This is a genomic window from Bradyrhizobium sp. LTSP885 (assembly GCF_000938305.1).
Lineage (GTDB): Bacteria > Pseudomonadota > Alphaproteobacteria > Rhizobiales > Xanthobacteraceae > Bradyrhizobium.
Genome location: NZ_JYMT01000011.1, coordinates 37,471 through 62,717, shown reverse-complemented (window position 1 = coordinate 62,717; position 25,247 = coordinate 37,471). Strand labels below are relative to the sequence as shown.

The 25,247-nt window shown below is 54.8% G+C and carries 22 protein-coding genes; 18 read left to right on the top strand and 4 right to left on the bottom strand.

The annotated features are described in order from the left end of the window. Positions 1–666 precede the first annotated feature (666 nt). Together UP09_RS07700 and UP09_RS07695 are read left to right on the top strand one after the other, a co-directional pair. The gene (locus tag UP09_RS07700) at positions 667–1,497 is read left to right on the top strand and encodes a hypothetical protein (RefSeq protein ID WP_044537489.1); all 831 of its coding nucleotides are present in this window, start codon (positions 667–669) and stop codon (positions 1,495–1,497) included. A gap of 141 nt (positions 1,498–1,638) precedes the next feature. Beyond that, on the top strand, positions 1,639–2,349 hold the full coding sequence (locus UP09_RS07695) for a hypothetical protein (RefSeq protein WP_044537488.1): 711 nt from the start codon (positions 1,639–1,641) through the stop codon (positions 2,347–2,349). A 67-nt stretch (positions 2,350–2,416) separates the two neighbouring features. Here the strand turns inward: UP09_RS07695 and UP09_RS07690 are convergent, their stop codons facing one another. After that, entirely contained in the window at positions 2,417–3,250 is an 834-nt protein-coding gene (locus tag UP09_RS07690) for a tetratricopeptide repeat protein (RefSeq protein ID WP_082070032.1), read from the bottom strand. Between the two features lie 104 nt (positions 3,251–3,354). Beyond that, a complete protein-coding gene (locus UP09_RS07685; RefSeq protein ID WP_044537486.1) occupies positions 3,355–3,798 on the bottom strand; it encodes a hypothetical protein in 444 nt (147 codons plus the stop codon). 222 nt (positions 3,799–4,020) lie between these two features. Here UP09_RS07685 and UP09_RS07680 point away from each other — a divergent pair, with 222 nt between their 5' ends. From UP09_RS07680 to UP09_RS07660, 5 genes are all read left to right on the top strand, one after another. Then, positions 4,021–4,311 (top strand): hypothetical protein, encoded by a 291-nt coding sequence (locus UP09_RS07680; RefSeq protein ID WP_044537485.1) that lies wholly within the window; start codon positions 4,021–4,023, stop codon positions 4,309–4,311. 276 nt (positions 4,312–4,587) lie between these two features. Further along, positions 4,588–5,733 (top strand): tyrosine-type recombinase/integrase, encoded by a 1,146-nt coding sequence (locus tag UP09_RS07675; RefSeq protein ID WP_044537484.1) that lies wholly within the window; start codon positions 4,588–4,590, stop codon positions 5,731–5,733. Between the two features lie 258 nt (positions 5,734–5,991). Next, positions 5,992–6,804, top strand: a complete 813-nt coding sequence (locus tag UP09_RS07670) for a hypothetical protein (protein ID WP_156164512.1) — start codon at positions 5,992–5,994, stop codon at positions 6,802–6,804. 794 nt (positions 6,805–7,598) lie between these two features. Beyond that, entirely contained in the window at positions 7,599–8,822 is a 1,224-nt protein-coding gene (locus tag UP09_RS07665; protein ID WP_156164511.1) for a hypothetical protein, read from the top strand. Positions 8,823–8,830: 8 nt separating this feature from the next. Next, positions 8,831–9,796 (top strand): AlbA family DNA-binding domain-containing protein, encoded by a 966-nt coding sequence (locus tag UP09_RS07660; RefSeq protein WP_044537481.1) that lies wholly within the window; start codon positions 8,831–8,833, stop codon positions 9,794–9,796. A 134-nt stretch (positions 9,797–9,930) separates the two neighbouring features. Here UP09_RS07660 and UP09_RS38740 read toward each other — a convergent pair whose 3' ends face one another. Beyond that, on the bottom strand, positions 9,931–10,053 hold the full coding sequence (locus UP09_RS38740; RefSeq protein WP_283805997.1) for a hypothetical protein: 123 nt from the start codon (positions 10,051–10,053) through the stop codon (positions 9,931–9,933). 920 nt (positions 10,054–10,973) lie between these two features. Here UP09_RS38740 and UP09_RS07655 point away from each other — a divergent pair. The 7 genes from UP09_RS07655 (at position 10,974) to UP09_RS37485 (ending at position 17,971) form a co-directional block, all read left to right on the top strand. Next, positions 10,974–13,493, top strand: coding sequence for a hypothetical protein (locus tag UP09_RS07655; RefSeq protein ID WP_044537480.1), 2,520 nt, complete (start codon positions 10,974–10,976; stop codon positions 13,491–13,493). Between the two features lie 45 nt (positions 13,494–13,538). Further along, entirely contained in the window at positions 13,539–14,117 is a 579-nt protein-coding gene (locus UP09_RS07650) for a helix-turn-helix domain-containing protein (RefSeq protein WP_156164510.1), read from the top strand. 69 nt (positions 14,118–14,186) lie between these two features. After that, on the top strand, positions 14,187–15,680 hold the full coding sequence (locus tag UP09_RS37495) for a replication initiation protein (RefSeq protein ID WP_156164509.1): 1,494 nt from the start codon (positions 14,187–14,189) through the stop codon (positions 15,678–15,680). 752 nt (positions 15,681–16,432) lie between these two features. Further along, positions 16,433–17,194, top strand: a complete 762-nt coding sequence (locus tag UP09_RS37490; protein ID WP_156164508.1) for a hypothetical protein — start codon at positions 16,433–16,435, stop codon at positions 17,192–17,194. 167 nt (positions 17,195–17,361) lie between these two features. Then, entirely contained in the window at positions 17,362–17,598 is a 237-nt protein-coding gene (locus UP09_RS07635; protein ID WP_052833000.1) for a type II toxin-antitoxin system HicB family antitoxin, read from the top strand. After that, complete coding sequence (locus tag UP09_RS38945) at positions 17,582–17,827, top strand: type II toxin-antitoxin system HicA family toxin (RefSeq protein ID WP_044537476.1); 246 nt, start codon at positions 17,582–17,584, stop codon at positions 17,825–17,827. The genes UP09_RS07635 and UP09_RS38945 overlap by 17 nt, the downstream gene beginning before the upstream one ends. A 6-nt stretch (positions 17,828–17,833) precedes the next feature. Beyond that, positions 17,834–17,971 carry a hypothetical protein gene (locus UP09_RS37485; RefSeq protein WP_156164507.1) on the top strand — a complete coding sequence of 46 codons (138 nt, stop codon included), beginning with the start codon at positions 17,834–17,836 and terminating at the stop codon, positions 17,969–17,971. Between the two features lie 116 nt (positions 17,972–18,087). Here UP09_RS37485 and UP09_RS36265 read toward each other — a convergent pair whose 3' ends face one another. Next, on the bottom strand, positions 18,088–19,674 hold the full coding sequence (locus UP09_RS36265) for a DUF3825 domain-containing protein (protein ID WP_052832999.1): 1,587 nt from the start codon (positions 19,672–19,674) through the stop codon (positions 18,088–18,090). Positions 19,675–20,669: 995 nt separating this feature from the next. On the opposite strand from UP09_RS36265, the gene UP09_RS07620 reads away from it, so the two are divergent. The 4 genes from UP09_RS07620 to UP09_RS07605 all read left to right on the top strand — a co-directional run bounded on the left by UP09_RS07620 (position 20,670) and on the right by UP09_RS07605 (position 25,247). Next, on the top strand, positions 20,670–21,704 hold the full coding sequence (locus UP09_RS07620; protein ID WP_156164506.1) for a type IV secretory system conjugative DNA transfer family protein: 1,035 nt from the start codon (positions 20,670–20,672) through the stop codon (positions 21,702–21,704). 404 nt (positions 21,705–22,108) lie between these two features. Then, a complete protein-coding gene (locus tag UP09_RS07615; RefSeq protein WP_044537473.1) occupies positions 22,109–24,154 on the top strand; it encodes an ATP-binding protein in 2,046 nt (681 codons plus the stop codon). Between the two features lie 80 nt (positions 24,155–24,234). Further along, complete coding sequence (locus tag UP09_RS07610; RefSeq protein ID WP_044537472.1) at positions 24,235–25,065, top strand: replication-relaxation family protein; 831 nt, start codon at positions 24,235–24,237, stop codon at positions 25,063–25,065. Then, entirely contained in the window at positions 25,065–25,247 is a 183-nt protein-coding gene (locus UP09_RS07605; protein ID WP_044537471.1) for a hypothetical protein, read from the top strand. Before UP09_RS07610 ends, UP09_RS07605 begins: the two co-directional genes overlap by 1 nt.

The window sequence follows — 25,247 nt, the reverse complement described above, 5'->3', positions numbered from 1 at the left end:
AGGGAAAGCCGGGTGCACGCTGCACCCGCGGTCTCGTGTGCAAGAGTAGAAAAGGAAACGCACACGAGCATACAGGTCCAGCGGAGGCACTCCGGCTTTCCCTGCGCGATGGGTTACGGCTTATACGTGCTCTCCCCGGCGAGACTAGGCTTGCTTGTCACCGCCATCAGCACGGGGCGTAGCCTCTTGCTGATAGGACACCTACCACTGGGGGCGTCAGGCCTGCACGACTTCGCTGTCCGCTTCACGCGCTCTCGTCAGTTGCGCAATCAGCGTCCACCGCATCCCACCGCGCGTTCGTGACGTGCGCTCGCCCCTCAATCGGGTGGGACGGGGAGATTCATACACTGAGTTGCGCTTCTGATAAAGCGAAATATTTTCGCACAAGGGCTTGCGCCGTCGGGCAACTCAGTGATTGGCGGGTGGACTTCAAACAGACCCTGCAGAGCCGCTTCGCGAAAGCGAGGGCTCGCTCCGCCAGTCACGGCAACGTTGCTCCGAAGAACCCTTCCGAGGAACCCTTGCACATTGCGGCATCTTGTTTGCCCGGATAGGCTCGTGGTATCTCGCGAACATCGGCTGCGGCTATCCCGATACCACGTGCGGGCGATCTGTCGCCGCCGATGCCGACGGCCCACAACAAGGCACAAGAAGCCGGCTGGAAACATGGATCAAGTGACATTGGTGGTCGTTCGGGCGGTCGAAAGTGGCGCGACGACGACGAAACGCATTATTGACGCGACCGGACTGTCCCGACTCAAGGTCGAGCGTGCATTGAGCGCGCTGGAAAAGCAGAAGCTGCTGTTTCGCGAGGGCCAGGGCGCATGGGCCATTGGGATACCGCCGTCGACACCGAGCGTCCGGCAGTGTGGAACATGCACGCTGTGCTGCAAGGTGCTCGAAGTGACCGATCTCGGGAAACCGGTGAACACGGTCTGCAACCATATTCGGACCGGCGGAGGCTGCGAGATCTACGATCAGCGTCCGCGACAGTGCCGGTCGTTCAGCTGCGCCTGGCTGCAAGGGCATTTCGATGACGATTGGTTCCCCGAGACGACTGGCATCGTCCCGCATTTCAGCCTGGATGCGCTCAACATCCAGGTCGATCTCGACCATCCCGACCGCTGGCGCGAGGAGCCCTACTTCAGCAAATTGTGCGAATTGTCGCTCAATGGCCTCAAGGCGAACGCATCCCGCAATTACGCCACCCTCGTCATCGTTGGCTCCGACAAATACCTCATGCTTGGGCGGACCATCGTCCCCGATCCAACGCTGTTCGGTACCGCCTTCGTGCCGATTACGCACGATACGTTCCGCTACTGGAAGGCGAGGTCGCTGGAGCATCTGCAGCGGTTGAACGATCGCGTCATGGAGATCCAGCGTATCCACCAGGAACTTGGGTATTGCGCCATCCCCGATGACGACGACCCTCACCCGCCCTATCGCCCCGCCCTTCTCCAAAAGTCGACAGAGCTGCGTGAAGTGCCCGCGAGATGACCGTGCCTGAACCATCCGCCCGGTGCGCTACGATCGATTGATCGCGACGCGTTTTCCTAGCGCGAACCGGTATCCACTTCGCTTGAAAACGCTTTAGTCTGTGACATTGTCACGCCGCCAGTCAGGCCACGGAATCGCCCAATGCCCACCAACGACAAACTGACCCTGAAATTTCGCTGTCCGCGAGAACTCGAAGGATATCTTCCGCGGCCGGTGCCGGCCGCCCAGGGCGTTCCCGACTGGCTCAAGGCGATGCCGGCGAAAGCCTTCAGCTCGATCAACCTGCGCGACGAGGAAACCGTCAAGCGGTGCCCGCCGTTCGTCGACGCCATGACCCACGGGTTTCTGCTACCGCTGATCTGCGACTTGAAGGTCGAGAACGGAGAGATCACCTGGGACAATGATATCCCTCCGGGAGGAGAACTCGATTTTCCGCGCTCGCCAATCGGATTCCACGATCCAGGTCAGGTCACCGGCACGCCGATTTTCGACGCCGGGCGCTTCTTCATGAAATTCCACAATCTGTGGGCCATCGAAGCCCCGGAAGGGTATGCGGTCTACTTCACGCACCCTGCCAATCGCTTCGATCTGCCCTTCACCACGCTCACCGGGTTGGTCAATTGCGACGTTTATACCGATACCTGGGTGCACTTCCCTGCGCACTGGCATGACAGGAATTTCAGCGGCGTCCTCCCGAAGGGCACGCCGATCGCGCAGTGTATTCCCGTCAAACGAGACAGCTGGACCGCGCAGACGTCTGTCTTCACGGCGGAAGAAACCAAGCGGGTTCACGAATTCCGAAATGAGCTGGGGCGGCAGCACGATCTCTACCGGAAGAATTTCAGACCCTAGATTCTTGCGCTGACGCGTTTCGCCTTGCTCGCAAGGAAGCCGCTTCTCGGGATCGTGCTTGAGCTGTTCAAGACGATTCTCCCCCAAGGAATTTCGCAACCGCGCTCATATCGAAAAAGAAGCGGCCATGCGATGACGCGGCAAGCACGTAGGCGGCACGGCCAAGCAAATGGGGTCGGCCCTTCATGACTACGCGGAGCGCCGCCTCGGCGGCGTCGCGCTCTCCCTTCTCCATGAGACAGGTGGCGAGGTTGGCACGGGTCAAGCCGTCGTCCGGACGCAGCGCGAGTGCGTGCCGGTAGGCATCCGCAGCAGCGGTATAGTCTCCCTCAAGGAGCAGCACCCGGCCAAGTTCGCTCAGGATATCGGTGCGTCCGGGCGCAGCGTCACGCGCGACAGTCAGGATGTCGCGAGCCTTGGCACGCTCGCCGTTCTGCTGCAGCAGGCGTCCGAGGTCGAGCTTCAGGTCGACGCTCTCAGGGGCCAATTCGACGCCGTCTTGCATGGTCTGGATGGCTTCATCGAAGCGTCCGGCTTTGGCAAGCTGACCTGCGAGTTCCTGAAAGGCGGGCAAATAAAGTGGGCGCCGCGCAGCGGTGCGCCGGAGTTGCTCGATGCCGTCAGGCGCCCGCCCGGAATCGCAGAGCGATGCACCAAGCAGGGTCTCGATTTCCCCGTCATTGCCGCGGCGTGCAACCCTTTCGAGCGGCGCAATCGCCTCGCCTGCCCGATTCTGGCCCCTCAGGGCGTGAGCCAGGATCAGCGCCGCATTCCGGTCGGTGCGGCTCGATTTCAGGATCTCGGTTGCAATCTTCTCCGCCAGACCGAACTGCTGCGTTCGCAGCGCCTGCGCGCCTTGTTGCAAGGCCTGAGCAAGAAGATTGTTTTGCCTGCCACTCACGAGAGAACTTCACCAAGATGGGATGATATCGGCGTTTAGCCTGCCATCCACCGAGCGTCCAAGCAACAGTCTCATGAAAGACGCGACGCGCGAGACGGCTCGCCCTACCACTCGTCTGGACAGGGATCGACGATCTTCCAGAGATCGACGCCGTTCTTGATCTTCTTCATCTCGGTGGTGAGGCCGCCATTGCGGCGGATCCAGTCCTTCACCGTGTCCGGGTAATAGGACATCAGGTCGGAAGTGCCTTCCATGCTGGTGACCTTGATGCCGAAGGTGAAGGCCTTGTCGTAATAGGCCTGGTGAAACCCGAGGCTGGCCTTCGGCGTCACGCAGATCTTGTTCATCGGCACGATGCCGAACACCAGCGTGCAGGCGGAATTGCAGATGCCGTCGATGACGACGCGCTCGCCGCGCTCCTTGATGCGCTTGTACTTGGCCTTGTACTCCTCGACATAGCCGCCATGGTCGCGCGTGATGTGCAGATCCGCCCGCGCAGGCGCGGCAGCCAGAACGAGAAACAGCAAGGCAAGGGGCGTGATGCGCATGGAACGTTCGAAACCGAAATGCCTGGTCAGGATGGGTCGGCCCGGACGGACCTCACCCCAAGACTCTGGCCGGACTGTGTTGGCAATCGGTTAAGCATCCGCAAAAAGGCGAATTTTGGCGCGCTGTGACTGATTTCCCGCAGCTTTCCGCCCAATTCCGGGTTAAATGAACCATGGAGCGGCCCAAATGGCCGATTCCAGCGTGATGCCCGGAGGCCGCCAATGACCAAGATCCAGCTTTTTGCCGCGTTCGCCGTTGCCATGGCAGCCTCTGCCGCCGTGGCCTTCACCCCGGCCGTCGCGGCCGACCTCTCCGCCTACCCGCACCACCGGCATCACCACTATCGGCACGCCTATTGGGGCCTGCCCTACCACATCAGCTATCTGCACAATTACGGCCCCGGCCCGGACGCGGGCACCTTCGCCTTTTACGACGGCCCCTCGACCAGCAAATGCTACCAGAGCTCGGCCGCCTATATCGGCCAGGACCGCCGCCGGCATCCCTGCTTCTGAGGGCGGAAAAGCGGCGGGAGACGGCGCGGACACCGCATCGGTGGACACGCGCCGGGGCTGCTGGCCCTCGCAAGCCAAGTCTGATAATCGACCCACACGCGCTCGTAGCTCAGCTGGATAGAGCATCGGATTTCGATTTATTTTTTGCACCGATTCATGGTGCTACATGGCGCACGTCGAAATGCAAGTTATCCTTTATTTGCAGGCATAACTCGCTCATAGTGCTCACGCGCGTAACACCACAGCACGCGCGATTGCTGAGCCAAAAAGAGCCAAATGCCTACCGCGCGCCTCACCGATTTGACCGTGCGTTCGCTTCCCGCGGGCACGCATTTTGACGAGACGACACCTGCCTTTGGCATCCGAGTCGGCAAGCATCGCCGCACGTGGATTGTCATGCGAGGCCAGGAGCGACGGCGCATCCGGATTGGCCACTACCCTGCCGTCAGTCTTGCCGACGCCCGGAAGGAGGCCAAGCGGCTCCTTGCTGCGACGCCCCTAAGCGGTCAGCGGGTGACCTTCGGCGAGGCCTACGAGATCTTCAAAACGGACTACATCGCCCGCCGGAAGGCGCGTACCCAGCGGGACTACCGCAGGATGATCGAAACGCACTTCCTCCCAACGCTCAAGCCGAAGCGTATGGACGCGGTTACCCCGTTTATGCTTTCGGCCATCACAGACCCCTTGATCGATACCCCCAGCGAGCAGGCCCACGCCTTGGCCGTCTGCCGGATATTCTTCCGCTGGGCTATCCGGCCACAGCGGCGATACATCACCGTCAACCCGCTTGAAGGGATGCAGATTGCGAAGTCTAAGAAGCGCAAGCGCATCCTGACGGACGAGGAGCTGCGAACCGTTTGGCATGCCGCCGGCCAGACTGAAGGAGAGTTTGGAGAAATCGTCCGGTTGCTCATCTTGATGGGTCAACGCCGCAGCGAGACCGGAGCGTTGGCTAAACTCCACTACTCTCACAATCAGCAAACCGTGACGCTTCCCGGCGAACTTACCAAAAACAACCGGGTGCACACCTTCCCAGTCGGGCCAATGGCCTCGGCAATTATTCACAAGAAAGTTCAGGAGAACCGCGATAGTCCCCTGCTCTTCCCCGCTCGCGGGCCGGTGCGTGAGGGCGACCGACCTTTCAGCGGTTGGAGCAAATGCAAGAAGGCTCTCGACAAGACCGCCAACATTGCGCCCTGGACATTGCACGACCTACGCCGAACGTTTCGAACAAACCTCGGCCGCCTGAAAGTCCGCCCCGATATCGCGGAGCGGTTGGTCAACCACATCTCCGCTCGCACGGACATGGAAGACACCTACGACCTCTGGACGTACCTCCCCGAAATGCGCGAAGCGATGGAAAAGTGGGAAGCATTCGTCCAAGGCGTTTGCATCGACGTTCCGACATCACTTGCCGCGTGACCCGCACAAACTTCTGCGTTTGGACCGACGAACCTGACAAGCATTAAACGATGTCTCTGGCGCGCATTGAGGCCCCGTCCCTTCACCTTCGGCCAGTTGCTCGCGATCGCTTCGAAATTGCGTCTCTAATCGCCGCCGACATCAAACTATATTTCTCCCCAACGCACGGGGAGCAATTGGCTTATCGCAAGACAGACCTTATCGTGCAAGTTGTGTTATGCATATTGGACCGTGGCGAGCGAACGATTGGAGCCCGTCGTGGCCAGAATGCCGAAATACGAGAAGATCCGAAACAGGATGCTTCGAGAGAGGCTGGCCAAGCCGGTTGAGCCAAAGAAAAGTAAGCTTTGGGCGTTTATCAATAGCGGGATCGTCCTATGGCTTCTCTCGGCGCTGCTGCTGTCTGTCGGCGGCGGGTACGTCACAAACCACGCGCAATGTATGAAAGAGGCCGAACAGCTCATAAACCGCCAAAGCATGTTCATCCAAGAACTATATGGGCGCGAGCTTGCATTTAAGACAACAGTAGACGACGCGAAGACGGTTCAGAAGATTCCGTTCTTGCCCGGCAGTGATGGTTCGATTTGGCCCGAGCTTGCAAAGTTACAATACTTACAAGTCCTGCAGGAATTCGGCCTTCTCAATGGCCGCGTAGCTTACGATGACCTACCAGATGACTTCATTGCCAAGGCGAGAGCCAAATGGATTGAGTTCAACATCGCGAAACAGAATAAAATATCTGAGAATTTCGACAAATCTCAGCTGCCCGGGCCACAACCTAAAACCGATCCCGCCGTATTCTTCAAATTTCGAAAGCTTTTAGGTCAGCTCCAGTTCGAGGATCAATCTTTCCAACACGATCTCAATGCGGTTGCCTACTATTTCGAGCCCAATTGCACGGTTGTGAATACGTTTTTTCTGGCTCTGGGTTACAAACCACAAATCATGGCCGCGCGCGTATCTCCAGTTTACAAGGAGGAAACGTTTAAGCAGATTTTCAAAGACGCAATAGCGCGCATCTCAGCGCTTCAATCCGAACTTCATGCCGTTCTGTTGCAGCTTTACGGATAGAGTTCACGCTCTGACTCTATTCCGTTCTCAAAGAACGAATCGGGGTAGCGCGAAATCGGCGAGGCTGAGGTGTTAAGAGTTGGTGAAACACTTCCATCATGTGGCCTTATGCTCGATACGATATCTCAGCTCGTAAGCTTTGTAGTCACTGTCTCACTGACCGTCTTTGTGGCCAGGCGAGCTAAGCGTACTAGAAGTCGGGCTGTCGCAGTTGCTTGCGGAACCGGAGCTTCAATACTGCTCTCAGTTGTCAACGACTTCTCATTTACCTATGCGACCGCTGATTATGACCGGTCACTCGAATTGGTTCTGAGCCGGGCGCTGGTTTCAGCGGCCATCGGGATTATCGTTTCGTCTTTCGCAACTCGCCCATCATCAATGAAAAAGTCTTAGGCACCGCCACCTATCGCCGCAAGGTATGGGTTGAGGTTGAGGAGAATGACGAACCGAACGGTTATGGAAGAAACATACGATCTCTACACCTACCTCCCCAAAATGCGGGAAGCGATGGAAAAGTGGGAGGCATTCGTGCAAAGCGTTTGCGTGGACGCTTCGACATCGCTCGCAGCTTGATTGACGTTAGTTGATTGGCCAGTACCCGGATGAAGTCGAGGAGCTTGGCCTTGAACTGAACTATCTGCTCATCCGTGAAAGCAGTGTGAGCCCCCGCCCTAATTCTCTACAGGGGCAGTTTTTCTTGGCCACGGTACAACCCTTCTCAGGTTGGCAAAGCCTATTGCAATCGACCCAGCGGCTGCGACTCTTGGGCGAGCTGATTCTGTGGAGCATATCCCGTGATTGTTAGCGTCCTTGCCCTAGGTGAACCAGTTGCGCTGTTCAATAATCAGGACATGCACAATGTGGTTTCCTACCAGGTGCAGCAGGCACTGCAAGCCGTGCAGCAGATTCCTGCTGACACGTTCCTGAATACGCCTACCGAGGACATCGTCAGCGACCTGTCGAACAAATACAGCCTCACTCCGCCCACCCTTCGGATAGCGGATGCGTACGTTGATGGCCCGCATGAGGTCGAAATCAAATACCCGGATTACGGACGGGAGGTGCGTTTACGGGGTACGCTCTTGGCGCTCATTATCCCCTTCGATGGCGAAGGAAGCATGCTCTACATCAACCCGGGAAGGTGGGGCGGCGCAATCCGCGCTAATCTTCACAACAACAACATCATACTCGTCGTGCGAGGCGAAAATCTGCAGCCCGCTCACGTCAATGAGCAATTTAAGGTTAGATCCGACGAGATCGAGGAATATCTTGGCTACCAACGCGCAATGACAGACGAGCACCGCCAAAGTCTCCCAAATCGGCTACGGCCCGAAATCGAAGCGCGCAAACAGAAATTGCTTGATGCTCGGAAAATGGTGGCGGGGTTAGCCTTTCCGATTCGCACCAGGGCGGACACTCCAAAGACGTACGTTGCTCCGCTCGTCCGAAAGAAGATCGTGGCCGCGCTGCCCGCAACCTCGGCACCGTTTGAACCAGAGCCCGTTCTCGAAGAGGCGAACTACCAGGCCATTCTGAATATTGTCCAATCAATGGCGCTTGTGATGGAACGTAGCCCTTCCGCATTTGAAACTATGGGCGAAGAGAACCTGCGCCAGCATTTCCTTGTTCAGTTGAACGGTCACTTCGAAGGTGCGGCTTCGGGCGAGACCTTCAACTTTACAGGCAAGACCGACATTCTTATCCGGGTCAAAGACCGGAACATTTTTATAGCTGAGTGCAAATTCTGGGGAGGCGAGAAAAGCTTCCTCGCAACGATAACTCAGCTCCTAGATTATCTGAGTTGGCGTGACACGAAGACGGCCGTTTTGGTGTTCAACCGAAACAAGGACTTCTCGGGCGTGCTTAAAACGATAGAGACTTCTCTTACTAGCCATCCGAATTTGAAACACGGTCCCAAGAAGGAAGGCGCGAGCCGTTTCCGGTGCACCTTTGGCAATTCCAAAGACCCGCGTCGCGAGGTGATTGTTACCATCCTGGCCTTCGACGTTCCAACCTGAGTTCACCCATGCCCGATTTCACGATTGCCGATCGCGCCGACTTCCAGAAGATGGTTGATGCTCAAGTCGAGGAAACCCTTACCATCGAATACAAGGCATCCCCTGCCCTGACGCGGGACAGCAAAAATGTCCTGGAGCTTTGCAAAGACGTGTCTGCGATGGCCAATTCGGCGGGCGGCCAAATCATCTACGGGATAGAGGAAGATAAGAAAACCCATAAGCCCACGGCCGTCGATGATGGGGTTACCGATGAGAAAATCACCCGTGAATGGATGCATCAGATCCTTGGTTCTAACGTCCACCCTCGAATGGACGGCCTGACCGTCCAGCGCATTCCGCTAAGCGCAACGGGTTTTGGTTTCGTCATCACGGTCGAACCGACCCAAACCGGCCCACACCAGGCACCCGATAAGAAATACTACAAACGCTATGAGCTAGAAGCGGTCGCGATGGACGATTACCAGATCAAGGACATCATGCGGCGATCATCCACGCCAGACCTGCATGTTGGCCTGGATTTGGCGGGTAAAGACATCCTCATTGCCGACTTCACTGCGGGAATCAACCTTTCTAAGTCATTCCTGCTCGGTTGTATTATCACCAACGAGTCGCCTGCTCCTGCCTATCACGCCATTATTGACGTTCTCGTTGATGTTGCGCTCACAAATCCTTTTCAGGTCAACCCTTTCAAAAAATCCACGACCGTCGATCGCCCAAATACAAAACTAACGGTGTTCCGTCGCACGATCTCATCCCCGCCTGATGTGCCGATATTCCAAGAGGCAATTCATGAATCGCATTTTGGGCAGATCGCCCTCCAGGTACCGGAAAGTTCCAGAGTCAGCAGCATCTTCTATCTGGAGACGAATGTTCAGTCGCCGGGTTTTTCAAAACGGGAGGAGTGGGCAATTATGTGCAACAACGGGCGGCTTTCTCTAATCCACCCTGGACACCCCTTCATCCGAAAAGCCTAAAAGCCCTAAGGCCTCTTCATCGGCATCATCAACTTGTTCTCGCGCATCTCGTAACCGCAGCGAGCGAAAAACGCGAACGCGCCGATTAGAAGCACCCGCCAGCCTAATGATCTGCGGGTTTGTTTTTACCAAGATTACGGACGCACCCGTCGGGCTATTGCGATAATCACGACGATGACCACCGCGGCTCCGATAGCCCAGACACCGTCGGCGCTGATGGTGGCGCCCCAGAGGTTGACCAGAAGTTTGTCTGACATGACACAGCTCTCCATTTGAAAAACATGAAGAGCGAATCGGCTTTCTCAGGGGGTTTTGTCAGAAGTGGGTATTCGCCAAATCGTGTCAAATGACCGACATGCCAGCACTGAAATTGCTCACCTATTTCAAACTTGCTGGCACACCATTGACACACAATAGCGAACCCCTCCTCCCTATCCCGCTAATATCTTTCAGTTGTTGATCTTTTTGCGATTATTTTTCGCACCATGTCCCTTACCAGGGAACACGACGACCGCTGACATTTCCTAGCAAAATCAAAGGGCCGCGGTGTTACCTCGAGAGCGCGCACCTAAAAATAAAATCTGTTCATCCACCGTTACCGGCCGAAGATTGCCCTCTCGTACCGCGACATCGTCAGGATCGCCCGGACCCTGTCCACGTGGTCCATCTGCTCCCCCTACTTCGCCTCCAACGGCTTCTTGCCGAGACGGTAGAATTCGTCGTGGTGTAATTTGGGGGCAACCCTTCCGGCCCATGCCGCGGCCCAGCCGAACGGTCTCTCGAGTGATGTAGCGGGTGCATTCCAACCTGGACGCCGCACGATTGACGGCGAACCTCCGCACTTAACCTTGGCCAGTTGAAAATTCGACCGACATTGCCGAGCGCCTAGTCAATCACATTTCCGCTCGCACCGACATGGAAGACACTTACGACCTGTGGACGTACCTTCCCGAAATGCGTGAAGCGATGGAAAAGTGGGAAGCGTTCGTGCAGAGCGTATGTATTGACGAGCCGGCATCCCTCGCGGCCTAACGAACAAAAGGCTCGCGCGGCACAGAAGGATTCCAACAACCGCTTCGCTCAATATTAAAGGCGGGATTTCCGCCATTATTTTCATGGGTTACGGCTGACTCTGCCCAGGTTCCGGATACAATGCCGAATCACCTGAGGTGAACCCGTGGTCACTCGCCTACCCAGCAAGCCATCGTCAGTTGTACCCATCGTCAAACCGGGCGACCTCCGCACGGAGAGTGACGTTGAACACAAGGTCATTCTGCCCTTTCTGATCAATCCCAGTTATCTCGGCCTCAGGACCGCTTGGATACGTACCAAAGAGTACATGACGCCGACTGAGATCGATAAAGCGGCCGGGAAACGGTATGGCTATTTCCCGGATTATTCCATTTGGCTCAATAGCATTCCACTGGTGATCGTCGAGGCAAAAGCCACCGATGTCGCGATTGAATTGGGGATGCGGGAGGCGCGCCTGTATGCGTCCGAGATCAACAAACGCTATCCGCCCGAAGTAAACCCAATAGGCTTCGTGCTTGCTTGCAATGGTTTGCAATTCGGTCTTTCGGCGTGGGATAGCGAGGTTGGTGGACTCATCGCGCCGTGTGCCGACGTACAACCCGGAACCGCCCTCCTCGCTGCTTTTCAAGGCGCGATCGGTCTTGCCGCCCTCCAAGCCCGCGTCGAAAAGCTTGGTTCGCATTTCCAAGCGCGCACTTTCTACAGCGTTGCGTCGTTTATGGGCGGCCCATCCAGGCTAGCGCAGCAGCTTGGCGTCAACGATTTTGCGGAACCCCTCTTCAGCACCATCACGAAATACTTCGGCAGCAACTCCGATGAAACGCCTGACGAGGTAATCGACCGGGCATACGTCACCTCAGATGAACTCGGCAACTACGAGGGTGTACTCGAAACCTATCTCAAGGACCGCACCGACAAAATCGCGGGAAATCAGCTCAAGGCAATTGTCACGAGCAAAAACACAGCCACTGGCATTTCCTCCGAAATCCAGAAATATTCTTTAAGCCCGTCCTCGAATGCCCGCGTTCAGCTCATTATTGGTTCAGTCGGTGCTGGTAAGAGCACGTTTATCCGCCGCTTCTACCGACGATTAATGACACATGAAGTCAGCAAGAAAACTCGGTGGGCCTTTCTCAACTTCAACGTCATGCCTCCTGGGCTTGACGGCCTCAGGACATGGATCGCCGAGCAGTTCGCCAATTCGTTCGCTGAGATCAATAATGTAGATCTCTATGAGGCCGACCAAATCGAGAAAATATTCGGTTCTGAGCTTCGCCGCTTCGAACGAAGCCCGGCCAAGGCCCTCAAGAACAATGATCGAACTGAGTACGTGCGACGCCGCACGGACTTGCTCGATGAATTGACAAAAGATCCCGCGAAGCTAGCAGAATGCATCGCCAGGCATTTTTCCGGCGAAATGAATCTTGGCATCGTCATAGTATTCGACAACGTCGATAAGCGGTCGCGGGATCAGCAGCTAGCAATCTTCGAAGCTGCGCAGTGGTTCAAGGAACTGACCAAATCACTCGTTCTCATCAATCTCCGCGACTCCACATTTGAGGCTCATCGCGACGAACCTCCCCTTGATGCGTTCATAAACGCAATCAACTTCTACATCCGGCCGCCGCGGTTTGCGCAAGTAATTCGCAAACGCCTGGAATTGGTCATGGAGACGCTTCAGAGTGAGGTAGACCCGCAGCAAGAATATGCTCTCGCATCTGGCCTCAAGATCAAATATCCCGCAACACGGCTCGGCGAATTCCTTCTCGGTATCTATCTGTCGATGTTCGACGATAGGTCTGTGAAAGTTGCCTCCGCGCTGGAGGCGCTTGTCGCGAAGGATGTGAGACGAGCACTTGGAATGTTTGGCGATATCATCGTGTCGCCCCATATCCCGACAGGCCAAATTACAGGCTCTGTTTTGACGGGCGGCGAAATGCGCATTCAAGAGAACCGCATCATTCGTTCCCTAATGCGAGGACGTCAAAAATATTATAACGGCCGATCGCTATACATTCACAACATCCTCTTCGCCGACACGGATTACAATCGTCCCAGCAACTTGCTGATCCCAGACATCCTGGAATACTTAATCCGAAACCGGAAGGCGAAGATCGATTTCACCCAAGAAGGATATGCCACGATCGGCACTGTCCTGAAAAAAATGAGCCAACTGGGCTACGATGAGGAAGACGCCTTCAAAGCCATTGAGACAGTAGTGAAATGGGGACTCATCGAACCCGAGAGTTTGGTCGTTGACAAATTGTCAGAAGACGACGCGATCAGGATGCACGCATCCGGTTTCATCCATATGCGTTTTTTCTTAGAACGGAACGAGTACCTGATCGGCCTGACGACAAATTTGCAATTCGCGTCCCGCGAAGTTGCCAACGACATCGGTCAGTTGTGGGCCGGTCAGGATCACCGGCCAGACCTTCAGGTAGCGACGAAGCAGAAGATCATGAAGATTCTTAGCGACCACGTTCGCTTCGAATACACGCGACGCTGCCGTCGCCATGCGTTCTACGAAGAACACGGAATTGGTGGCCGCGTCGCAGTTGAGGCAATCGAAAAAGCTGCGGCTCATCTGAAATTCGTCCACAACCCCAAGCCAGCACCTATTCGGACAACACGTCCCAATCGCAGCGGACCGCGCCAGAACTAATCACGCGACCGAATGAGCGCCTGGGGATAACGGGAGGCCGACACTTTGGCCCCGCGTTATCATCAACTCATGGACAACATAACAGAGGCGCGCCCCGCCGCGCCCAGTGACGCCCCCCATTACACGCTCACGGTAGAAGAAGCCGCAGACCGGTACGACAAAGCCGGCGTCCCCCGCACAATCCGCCGCATTCAAAAATACTGTGCTCGTGGAGATCTGGACTGCAAAAAAGTCGAAACTAATTTCGGCGAGAAATATTTCATTTCCGAAGAATCAATTGAACGCCATATCGCACAAACAAGGGACGCCCAGGACGCGGCCGGGCGCGCTCAGCCGCGCCCCGACGCGCCCGAGCGTTCGTTAGAAACAAATGATCTTTCCAAAAAAGAAGAAGGCATGCCCACTGACGCCCCGGCGCGTCCAGACGCGGCCGGGCGCAACTTCCAAGATTTATATATTCAGCAACTTGAAAAAGAGAATGCCTTCCTGCGCGATCAAAGTGTAGTTCTGCTTGAACGAGTAAAGGAGACGAATGTGCTTACGCAAGGCTTGCAACGATTGCTTTCGCCATTACTGCGCTCGCCGGAGAAATCTGAAGAAGAAAACTCAAACACGCCGAACTGAGGCTGCACTCAACCGGCTCTCCACAGCTCCGACCCGTAACAGCTTGCGGAGGGGATATACTTTAGGGGCATGAAAGATGCTGAACAAACGCCTGCTACAATCGCGAACAATTTGGCGCCCGAACGCGTTGAACGATTGTTTATGGAAAACAATTTACTACGCGTCATGGGTTACCTTTTCTGTCATGATCCACGCGCAGCAGCAACACATGTTGAACCGATAACAGACCTCGACAAAATTGCAAAGCGACAGGTGACTATCGAACCTCACCCAAGTTATGGTCAACCCGGTCCCGCAGATTTCAAAATTTTCTTAGCGATTCTAAAAAAACTTTCGGACTACGGACGGCCAGTTCCGAACAAGGTATATTTCTCTCAACAAGAACTAGCGCGTCTTACCGATCGGGCATGGGGTGGCAAAACCGGCAAAGAATTTATTCATTCGCTGTACACGCTCGCACATACCCGCGTCACCATGCCGTTTTACCGCAACGGCAAAGACGAACCCACGATTGCCAACTTCAGCGTTCCGTCAGAGTTCACCATTCAACCGCGCGGGAGCAACATCGAAGCGTGCGAAGTTGTTATTCCCGAGTTCATTCAGCGAAGTCTCGACGATCGTTTTTTTTCCTGCCTAAACTACAATCGCATCCGGGGAATACCAACTATACAAGCCGCCCTTTATATTCGTTTGTTTCATCACTTCGCAAATCTCGCTGAGCGCGGTACGCGCAACTCTGTGCAGATACGCAAACGCTACGACGACATTTGCAAAGAATGGCTTGGCGGCATAGCCGTGAGAACTCATAAATCCCACATCGTCCGCGACCAACTCGGTGTGCATCTTGATGCCCTCGTTGCAAACAAATTTTTGCGTTCGTATTCGATCGACAAGACCGCTGCTGGCGACGGCTTCAACATCACCTTTTTGCCCGGCACTGGCTTCCACGACGACTACAATCGCTTTTACAAAAACCGCTTTCAAAATGAATTGCAGTTCAAATTCTTCGAAGAGCAACAAAGCATAGGTCATCCGCTGGAATTGGTTCGCCGTTTTCATGAGCAACGTACCGGTGAGAAAATTACTGCTTCGCATGTGACCCAAGCCGAACAGCAGTACGCGCTTACTTTGATACAGGAACTTACGTTCGAGGGTGCTCTCGCTTTCGTCGACTATGGGGTTAACCGAGCCCGGGCCGGCAATTACGCGGTCAATACACTGTCCGGGCTCAAAACCTATTGCGGCGACTTTCTCAGAGAACGAGATACGCTGGCCAAGGCACAGGCGGCAGCCGCAAATCGCGTCCGCGTAGAACAGGCGAAGGCCGAGGCCGAGGAATATGAAGCCTTCCGGCGTTCCGAGGCGGACCGACTATTTGCCGCCGCGCGGGCTGAAGTTCGGCAAACCATCGAAGCTGACTCTATTGCCCAGGCCAAGGCGAGGGGCGGCTTTTTGGGCAGCTCCGCGGGATCTATCGTAGTCCGCCTAGAACGCGATAAAATCATCGATAAGCGCTTTAGTATTCCAACCCTTGGAGAGTGGCGCACCAAAAAATTTAACTAACGAGGTCCAACAGGGAAGTGAGACTGATCGATCCGGGCGGAACCAGCCAGCCGGCCCTGCCCCTCAGAGTGCTAAAACCAAAGCTCGGGTGGGGGTTTGGCACAAATTAGTGGGGGGTTTGGCACAAACTGCATGGGGGTCTGACACAAATTAGTGGGGGGTCTGACACAAATTTCTTGGGCCGCAAATGGCAAAATACCCATACTTCAAGCCACTTTGTCCCACTCGGTCGATCGCTCAATTATATTTAATAATCAGCTCAATAAACACACGTGTGCTTTAGCTCATTCTTTTGAATGGAAAAACCAGCGCGACACAACACATTTGCAAAGTTGTCAATGACGCGCCTATTCAAAGTCTGCAGCTCACCCAGAACTCCCGGTAAGAAATGCCCCGGCTGAAAATCAAAATATGGCTCTGTTGAGCCACCAAACACGCATAGGGTCGCAAAAGAGATCTTGTGCGACGTATTTTATATGGCTCTGTTGAGCCATTCCATTCTCCGTAATCCTTGCGTTGCGAATGTCGGTTTAGGTCCCGTCAACGGACCTTGCGCGGCCCAGGCCGCACTTCCGAAAAGGGCCAACAGCGGTCAAGCAAGCCAAAGCGCAGGCGCGTCTTATAAGCGGCAACTGATCCTTAACCAGCGGTAACCGATCCCTCACAACTCAACGTAGTGCCATTGCCGAACTTTAATTGTCGTTCGCTATGGTCCTGCGCCTGTGGTGTCGACTAACGCAGGCGGAGTCACGATGAGCGGCGGCGCTAAGGGATGTTTGGTCGGGTTCGTGGTGCTTTTGGCGATCTTGGCGTTTGGCTGGTGGGGATTTCGTGGCGAGACGACCACACTTAGGTCACGGCTGACGCTTGTGGTTGAAACCCCGGAAGGTGAACGATCCGGTTCGAGCGTGAGTCAATTGACAATCCTCGCCCCCGGACGCTTGAACCGCGCAATAGGATTTTCTTCGCTGAGCACGACGGGTGAGCAAGGTGAGGCCGTTGTTGTCGATCTGGGAGCGCGTGGCGTTCTGTTCGCTACACTCGCGGATGAACGAGCTCTACGGAGCGGTGGATCGGGTATGTACAATGCAGCCCGAGTGCCATTTCCGCAGACGAAATTTCACGGAGAGGTCGGCGAAGGAATATGGGCGAAGGATGATTACACTGCTTATCTTGAGGAGTTGAATCGACGAAAACCCCGGGCTGAGTTGCCATTCGCGGATCTGCCCGTGCTCGTGCGATTTCGGGATCTGTCCGATCCGAGCAGCGTGGTGCAGGTGAGTGCTTCTGACTTGGCTGGGAGTTTCGGACCGGGGGTAAGGCTGCAGCGCGCATTTGTTGAAATCACCGATGATCCGCCAACGACGGGGATCGAAGCCCGGCTGCCATGGCTGATAACCCGCATCACGTCTTCACGAAGCCTGATCCCGCCTCCGCCGGGGCTACAGCTCTTGTCTGAGGCCACCACAGCGGAACTGCTCATTCTCGACAATTTCCGGAGACGATTTCCATAACGTCGATTCGAATGTCCGCTTCGGGTCAAAAGCGCCGTTTTGACCGTCGGCCCACGACTTCCGGTATATCCCTATGAACAGACATTCTCGGGGTCCGTCGGCTTGTCTCAAACGGGCCACGAGCCGACGTTGTGCCATTGTTTGCGTGGCTGTGATACAATGGGCCTGTGAAAAACATCATCCAATTCATGGTGACCAAAGAGCAAGGCGTCTACACCGCTGACGGCGTCAACGTGCCTGTCGTCACCGAAGGCAGCACATTTGAGGAGCTGCAGGCCAATATCCGCGAGGCCGTAGCTCTGTACTTTGAGGACGAAAACGCCGCGTCTCTTGGCTTCAGTACATCCCCCGCAATCCTTACCAACTTTGAGCTAGCCCCCGCCCTACATGAAGGGAGGGCTTAGGGTCCTTTCGGGCAAACAGGTTGCGGATATCCTCGGGAAGTTCGGCTTCGTCCTCCACAGCACCAACAGCAGCCATCTGAAGTTGCGACGCATCGGCATTGACGGACGCGAAACCCTCGTCGTCCCGGTCCACTCGCCCATCGCACGAGGCACTCTCCGGGCGATCTACAATCAAGCTTGCAGATATGTCCCGCAGGCCGAACTACACCCTCATTTTTATAACGACTAGCGCACCATGTTGGACGAACTCGAACAACTTTTCCAACTCGTCGCCGACTGGCCACCAGAAGTGCAGCAGAAGATCATGGATGCCATTCGAGCCATCCAGGCCGAATACATCGATGGCAATGAGGATGACGAGTTAAGCTCTTGAGGCCCAACTGCGTGCCGAGCTTCTGACGAGCCTATTGCACGGCTCCAATGGCGACGAGCCGATTCCTCCCATCCATCTTGCGAAGGCTGCCGAGATTGACAGCTTTCTAGCGGCGCCTACAGCCATTCTCTATCAGGTCGCGCTATTAACCGCGCGTTGTTATAGGCGTCGTCCAGTTCCAAGACGGTGGATGCGATATATGTTTGGCCCTCCTTTGAAACGACAAGAGCAAGATCCGCAATATTTGAGTGCCTCATGCACAACGGGAGTAACAGTTGCAGCTGTCCTTTGTGAAATTGAGGGATGGCCGTCTTATAGTTTCTAAGTACACGTTTGCGCGCATTAGCTAAAGCGCCGTCGTAGTTTTGCTTAAGTTGATGCCTGTTACTTTGCACCTCCACTGGAAAGCGTTCAAGGTTGTGTTCTAAGATGTGTTCGGCTCTTTCGCGAAGCTCCAGTGATGCATCAAAAATAAGATCGACCGGGTTGTTAAAATAATTCGCGATCTCCGGTAGTTTGCTAAAGGAATTTAATCGGCCGTCAGCACCTGTGACGAAACGATCTAACGTCCATTTTTGAGGAATTGACTTGTCTCGGTTCTCCAAAAAGAAGGCATATATATCTTCCTGCAAATTTGTCAGAAGACCGGTGTTTCCACATGCCACCTTTTTGCCGTTCCGATCGGTAGCAAAGGCGAGCTTATCTTCCTGAAGAAGTTGCGCAAACGTGTACACGATGTAACTAAAGAGGACAGGGTGAGGATATTTCTTATTCTTCTGCTTGTAGGTCCAGTCTTCGGCTTGGGCCAGTCCCCCTTTGCCGTCCCGGCCAGCGAGCACGTCCAGTAATTCCCCCGACCTCAACTTTTCGATGTCAGCAAAACGCTCCAGCGGAAATCGAGATTGAAAGACTCGGACCCTGACTGCAGATAAACTTTTATCTGTCGTCTGCGTTTCAAATTCGACTTCTTCTCCAACGATAAGTTCACGCGGACCTTCAGCCTGAATTTCTTTATATCGAACATAAATATTGTCTCGAAAATCGGGACATTTAATGAAGCCAAACTGGTCATCGTCGTTCCAAACGACTACTTGACCTCGATGGCGGTTCTTGAGGCGATCAACTTTTATTGCCCGAGGTGCTCGCTCTTTGTTATTTGGTTTTAGAGAAAACTCGACTTCTTCGCCTTTCATTGGCGGTGTGTCTGCCTGAAAATCCGCTATGGCGAGAGCCGCAAAGTCCTTGATGTGCTCCGTTGGCTCGCCCAGCAGTTTTATCCATCCCTTCCGAGTGTCCTGGTTAAAACTTTCCACTTTTCCTCTATAACGGATAGGCTCTTGCGGTTTGGGGAGTGGTCCGAGTTCGATGGCGTCAATTTGAGTGATGGTTGGGGCGGTGATAGGTTCTAACCGAGCTTCGGGTTCGGCTTGGGTAGGGGAAACAGCCTCCTCGATAGCGTCAACAACAACAGGTTGAGGTGTCGGAGCGACCTGAGCGTATTTGGCTTCGACCTTGGCGACGGCCTCATAGAAACTCAGTTCCTCCGCATGTATCTGCTCCTCCGACATCGCCGTTTTCTGAAAGGCCGCAAGCATTGCGCTTCTTGCTCGCTCGTAAAGCGAACGTCTGATCTCTATGCCATCATCGCCGTTTGCCTCAGCACGCGCGACAAGAGCTTCAATTGTAGGAAAGAAATCCGTCATCAAAATCCCCCAAAAATTCCCTTATTTCTGAAGTGTAGTGCGCGAGAATGACCCGCGTAAAGTGCATTGCGCGTGGAAAGAGACGCGCTACCTCAGTACAAGGACCTACCCGACCTCCTGCAGAAAGCACTCAAACGCAGGCGGACGGGCAAGGAGCTTACCTTCCTTCAGGAAACAATGGGACTAACTAGCCCCGTGGACTGCCCTTTTGTGCAGTGCATGAGTACACCATGTTGCTATTGCTACTTCCGGTAGATTCGATAAGTTTCTTGCTCGGCCGGTAACCCCAGCCGTGCGCACGGCTCCATTCTTTGGAGACGACGCATGACTGGTAAGGAAATCGTAGACCATAAAGGACTGAAGGCACTCGGCATTAGATATTGCAAAGTGCACCTAGGCCGCTTGGAGGAGAAGGCGAAGTTTCCGCTGAGCTTCAAACTCGCGGAGCATCGCAACTCACCGAGAGTCTGGAAACTTTGCGAAGTGCTGGAATGGCTGGAAGTTCGGGCTGCTACGAGACTGCCGACGCTCTGAATAGGAGCAGACCCCGCCCCTCCAAAGGCGGGGTTTCCTATTTCAGGCCGAGAAACTTCACTGACAAGCTCGTAACCTGCTGCTTGTCAGAGCCCACCGGCCAAATTTCCCTTACGGGACATACATTTCCGCCACTTGTCCGCTTCGGCTATCGCCTCGACTAAATCCCTTTCTGCTCTTCTTCTCTCATATCGCTCCGCGCGCTAGCGCGCGCTCCGCTAAAAGACAACTACCGTGTCTTTTTATGTTCGACGAAAGAGCCAGGCCACTCGCTGACGCTCGGGAGAAACGGATTTAGTCGAGGCGCGAAGCGCCCAGACGGACAAAGTGGCGGACAGTTTTACACTCACGCTACAATGACAGTGGACCGGTTCTTTCGTGCTGTAACGTCGCAGCGCCCGACACCGAGCCGCGCCTACACCATTCGGCAGAGCTTTGGGCTGGCGTTGCGACTTCACACCATGAACCGTTTGCTAATCGGCGCGGCCGACAAAACAAATCTGCTTTTGCAACTTTTGCAAGACGAAACGCCGGTCACCGTGATCGACCCGACTGGCGCGCTGGCCAGGGCGGCAGCCAACCAGCTGCCCCGTGCCCTCACGCAGCGCGCCTTGTACTTTGACCCGGCCGATATGGCGCGGCCAGTCGGCCTCAATGTGTTGGAAAAGGTGCCGACGGATGACCGACATCGCGTAACAGAGCAGCTGTGTGCCTACTTCGAAGCAATGTGGCCAAACGGTTGGGGAGCGCAATCGAACTACATCCTCGCAAACTGCCTGCGTCTGCTGTTGGATGGCAACGAAACATTGCTCGGCGCAATCAAACTCCTTACCGATCCCTCTTTCGGCGAACAACTCCTCCGGCAGTGTAAAGACCCCGTGGTCAGAGCGAACTGGGAAGTCATTAACAGCTGGGACCAAAGACAGCGGCAAGCCGCCCTGGCCCCGCTGCAAAACAAGCTGGGAACGCTGCTCATGTCTCCGATGATACGCAACATCGTCGGTCAGCCACGCACTACCTTTTCAAACAAGACCAACGTCATTATCGCCGACCTGGATCGGTCCAAACTGGGCGACATTACCGCCCGCCTCTTAGGCGGGCTCCTCATCACCCGCAGTACCGGGCATGTAGTTATCAACGACTACGGGTTCTTCTGCGCCCCTCTGCCCCTCCCGCAAGATCGCTTTACCGTAGCCGTTAATTTTTTGGACGAGCTACCGCAGAAGCTGCGCGGTGACGTGCTCGGCATAGACCAAAAGTACGTCTTCAAAACTCACAAGAAGGACGCCGACGAGCTATCCTTCTACGTTGGCTTACTGAACCCGCGTATGGTCGTGGATCTCGACCCTAGCGAAGTACGCACTGCACAAGGCCTCTTTAATCCTGAACGGCCTCCCTCATTAAAACGTCTAAAGCCCTTGAAAAAGAGGACGCGCGCCTGTCATACTCGCGCTCGCTTACAGGTTGAACGGCGTATTGCCCAGTATTTTTCATGAGCACATTTCCCCAAGCGGTACTTGCCCTCGCCCTTGTTCTGGGTGGGATAGCCACCCCGGGCTACTTATTGGAAAGCACCAAACAGGCTGCCGAGACCCGCGCGGCTAATCCTCCGCCGCCTCCCGTATTTTCCTGCCACTACGGCCAAATACTCGTACCACCCTCGACTTGCATCAATCTGCCGCCGGGGAATGTCGACCTAAATTTGGATCAAGGCTCACGCTTCTCTACTCCCAATAGCGAGTACGCTCAGTTGACCATCCGCTCTGGTCGAATACGCATCAATGATATTTATAGTCCGTCCGTGATGTTCTATGTCGCTGGGCAAACTATCGACGTCTCCGCAAATAAAATTGTAACCGCGCTAGAGCCGAACACTCGAATCGAAAAGCGCTTGCGCTAGATGCCCGCGATCATCTTTCTCATCGTTATGGTGGTGCTGATTATCGCCGCAACAAATTGGATGGGCGAACATCCAGGCACGTTCCAATTGCTGCTGTTCGTCGGATACATTGCGGCGGCAATTTGGATATTCAAACGATTTGCCAAGAGCCAATGGCTTACCAATTACAAGAGGAACGTCGATAACGAAAGGGCGGAGCGCGTACGCAAACGCGAGGCGGATAAGCTGAAGAAACTCGAAGACGCGCGACTGGCTGAGTGGGATACTTATACCCCTCCAGACCGCGTCCAATTTCTGCAAGATGTCACCGCCCATCCGTACCCTGCGCCGCAGTACGTCCGCGAAAGCCTAGCGTACATCTGCGTCCGCGATAAATCCTATTTGCAACGGTTCTTCGCCGTCGAGGAATACAAATCGCTTTACACCGCCATGATTGGCGTCGCCTCACGCTCTTTGGTTAGATACACCGCTGCCTTGCCCGCAGTATATCGTCAAGAACCTACCAACAGTCCTTTCACCATTTCCCTTACCCCGAATGAGGAAGAGCTGATTACTGCCCATCAACAACTCTCCCAAGAATTTCGAAACTTAGATACCCGCCTCTTTCAAAGTCGGTACCACTACACCAACCCGCTCTTACGACCTACCGAGCCGAGCATGCCCTCGCGCAAGTCTTGGGACGAGACTGGTAAGTACTACAAAGAGCAGATGGCCGAATACAAAGTCGAACTACGCACCTACGAAAGGGATCGTAAAGAATGGGAGAAAATGGAAGATGAACTGGACGAAGCGCAAACCCCAACTGAAAAAATTCTCACTGGCTCGCCACTGTATGGCTGGGCGAATGAGCTAATACCCAACCCTTTTGCCATTTCTTTCCAACTACCCGAGGCACAACGTTTTGCGGGGACTTGGATTGTTGCACCGCCAGGCCGAGGCAAAACGAACCTCCTGCACAACCTTATTAAAGAACACCGCGCCACGTCTTGCACCATCGTCTTAATGGACAGCAAAGGTGACCTCATCAACTTCTATAAGGGCTACGATAATGTAGTGCCAATTAATGCCTCGACTGTGCAGATAAATCCATTCCAGCTTGGCAGCTCGACCCGCACCCTCGACTTTCTGGAGTACATTTTCTCCGCCCTCTTGGAAACAAAACTCACCCCCAAGCAGACGACCCTCTTCCGTTGTTGTTTGGCTCTGATGCTGAAGATACCCAACGCCACCATCGAGACTTTTCGCAAGCTGCTGGTACACGGTTGGAAAGACCAAGAACCCTACGTCATGCAGCTAGACGAAATGAACCGAGATTTTTTCTATGTTGAAGGACGCAAGTCCGAGTTCGACGGCGGACAGTACAACGAAACCAAGCAGGAAGTGCTGCAACGGTTGAGGCTGTTGGTGTCCAACGACTATCTGAAGAAAATCTTTACCGCCCCGCAATCCAACACCGACTTCTTCGCCCTCCTCGACAGCGGAAAAACCATCATCATTGATAATTCCAAGGACGAGTTGGGCGAGAATGGCGCAGAGTTCTTTGGCCGCTTTTTTGTCGCGATGGTATGGATGGCAGCTGTGTCACGCTCGAAATTGCGCCAAGATCAAAAGATGCCCGTCTTTTTTTACATTGACGAGTGCCATACAGTCATAAAGCGAGACACTAAGATAACCACAATCTTGGACGAGTGCCGCAGTCAAAAGATTGCCCTGATACTCGCCCACCAACGTATTGCGCAAATTGACGCCAACGTCATTGATGCCCTCAATAACTGCGCCATCCGCATGGCCAACAGTGACGACGATGCCGAAGCCCTAGCAAAGCGTTTTCGTGTGGAAGCCGCGGCTCTCCGTTTACCTGTGGGCCAGTTTTCCTGCTTCGTGCGCGATAAGACCCCCACAGCCGTCACTATAAACGTGCCCGAGTTCGACATGAGCATCTTCCCACCCGCACCCGACACCCCTCCCCCCTACACACCGCCACCACCACCGCCGCGCAACGACCCGCCGCGCTCTGTCCCCAACGATGAGGTCGAAGACTTTTAATCCGCGATAAAGTTGGGACATGGCGAACGTGCGAACATAGCGGCCTTATCCGCCCAAATGTTCTGCCGTACCTTCTAATTATGGAAGCATACAACCTCGACACCTTCAAAGCGCTCGATCGATACCGTTATCTGCGGAGCAACTTTATCGCCGCCTATCACGGCGGCTCGACGCAGCATCGCAAGCGGGATCTTGGCCCTTTGCGTCGCCGCGGCTTCATTGCCGCACCCGAACAGCAGAAGAATTCTGCGAACTACCGCTACTCGCCGCGCGTCTATGAGCTGGCTCCCAAGGGCAGGATTGAATTACTAGCCACCGGCAGTACTCCCACAGACTGGCGCGAGGCGCGCCAGTTCTGGCACCAGCTGATGATCGCCGACATCGTAATGTCGTTCGAGATCGCGTGCAAGCAACGCGGCCTTCACTTTAGGCATCGAACCGATATCATCGGCGCACAGTCCCTCCAATTTAAGTCATCGATCTCCCATCAGTTTGCAAAACACATGGAGCACTACGACGGCGCCCTCCAGCCCGACGAGCTGTTCGCCATCAACAACACCTACTTTGTTCTGGAGGCGGACCGGCAGCACGAGCCGATAACCCGGCCGACGCTGAACGCATCGAGCTACCTGCGAAAGATCTTGCAGTACCGCGCCGTTCTGAAATCCGGGAGCTACAAAGACCTGATCCCGAACATGATGGTCATCAACATCACCACCAGTCCGGCACATGCCAGGAACATTCAAACTTTCATGCTGAACGAGCTGCGCATGTCGTCTTCGGCCCTTCTCTTCAAGGGCATCGAAATCCTGGGTTCGCGGGATAGCTACCCGCAGCCCTTGATACACCTCCTCGATGAGCCGTTTCAGCGAGTGGGGCACCCCGACTTCATCATCTCGAAGGAGACTTAATGGAAATTGACATCGAGCGTGCCAAAGAACTGATCGCCCAACGCGAAGAAATCGACGCCGAGCTGGCCGGTCTTTTTACCGGGGAGAAGAAAAAGAGATCACCACAGAAATGCAGCAGTTGCGAGAAGGAGGGCCATACCGCCCGCAACTGCCCGGATAAAATGCCGGTGGTTGGGATATAA

Coding starts and splice junctions, on each gene's coding strand:
- UP09_RS07675 (WP_044537484.1), top strand. CDS start 4,588: ATGCCTACCGCGCGCCTCACCGATTTGACCGTGCGTTCGCTTCCCGCG.
- UP09_RS07685 (WP_044537486.1), bottom strand. CDS start 3,798: ATGCGCATCACGCCCCTTGCCTTGCTGTTTCTCGTTCTGGCTGCCGCG.
- UP09_RS37495 (WP_156164509.1), top strand. CDS start 14,187: ATGAAAGATGCTGAACAAACGCCTGCTACAATCGCGAACAATTTGGCG.
- UP09_RS07660 (WP_044537481.1), top strand. CDS start 8,831: ATGCCCGATTTCACGATTGCCGATCGCGCCGACTTCCAGAAGATGGTT.
- UP09_RS37485 (WP_156164507.1), top strand. CDS start 17,834: ATGTTGGACGAACTCGAACAACTTTTCCAACTCGTCGCCGACTGGCCA.
- UP09_RS07700 (WP_044537489.1), top strand. CDS start 667: ATGGATCAAGTGACATTGGTGGTCGTTCGGGCGGTCGAAAGTGGCGCG.
- UP09_RS07620 (WP_156164506.1), top strand. CDS start 20,670: ATGAACCGTTTGCTAATCGGCGCGGCCGACAAAACAAATCTGCTTTTG.
- UP09_RS07680 (WP_044537485.1), top strand. CDS start 4,021: ATGACCAAGATCCAGCTTTTTGCCGCGTTCGCCGTTGCCATGGCAGCC.
- UP09_RS07605 (WP_044537471.1), top strand. CDS start 25,065: ATGGAAATTGACATCGAGCGTGCCAAAGAACTGATCGCCCAACGCGAA.
- UP09_RS38945 (WP_044537476.1), top strand. CDS start 17,582: ATGAAGGGAGGGCTTAGGGTCCTTTCGGGCAAACAGGTTGCGGATATC.
- UP09_RS07610 (WP_044537472.1), top strand. CDS start 24,235: ATGGAAGCATACAACCTCGACACCTTCAAAGCGCTCGATCGATACCGT.
- UP09_RS07615 (WP_044537473.1), top strand. CDS start 22,109: ATGCCCGCGATCATCTTTCTCATCGTTATGGTGGTGCTGATTATCGCC.
- UP09_RS38740 (WP_283805997.1), bottom strand. CDS start 10,053: ATGTCAGACAAACTTCTGGTCAACCTCTGGGGCGCCACCATCAGCGCC.
- UP09_RS37490 (WP_156164508.1), top strand. CDS start 16,433: ATGAGCGGCGGCGCTAAGGGATGTTTGGTCGGGTTCGTGGTGCTTTTG.
- UP09_RS36265 (WP_052832999.1), bottom strand. CDS start 19,674: ATGACGGATTTCTTTCCTACAATTGAAGCTCTTGTCGCGCGTGCTGAG.
- UP09_RS07695 (WP_044537488.1), top strand. CDS start 1,639: ATGCCCACCAACGACAAACTGACCCTGAAATTTCGCTGTCCGCGAGAA.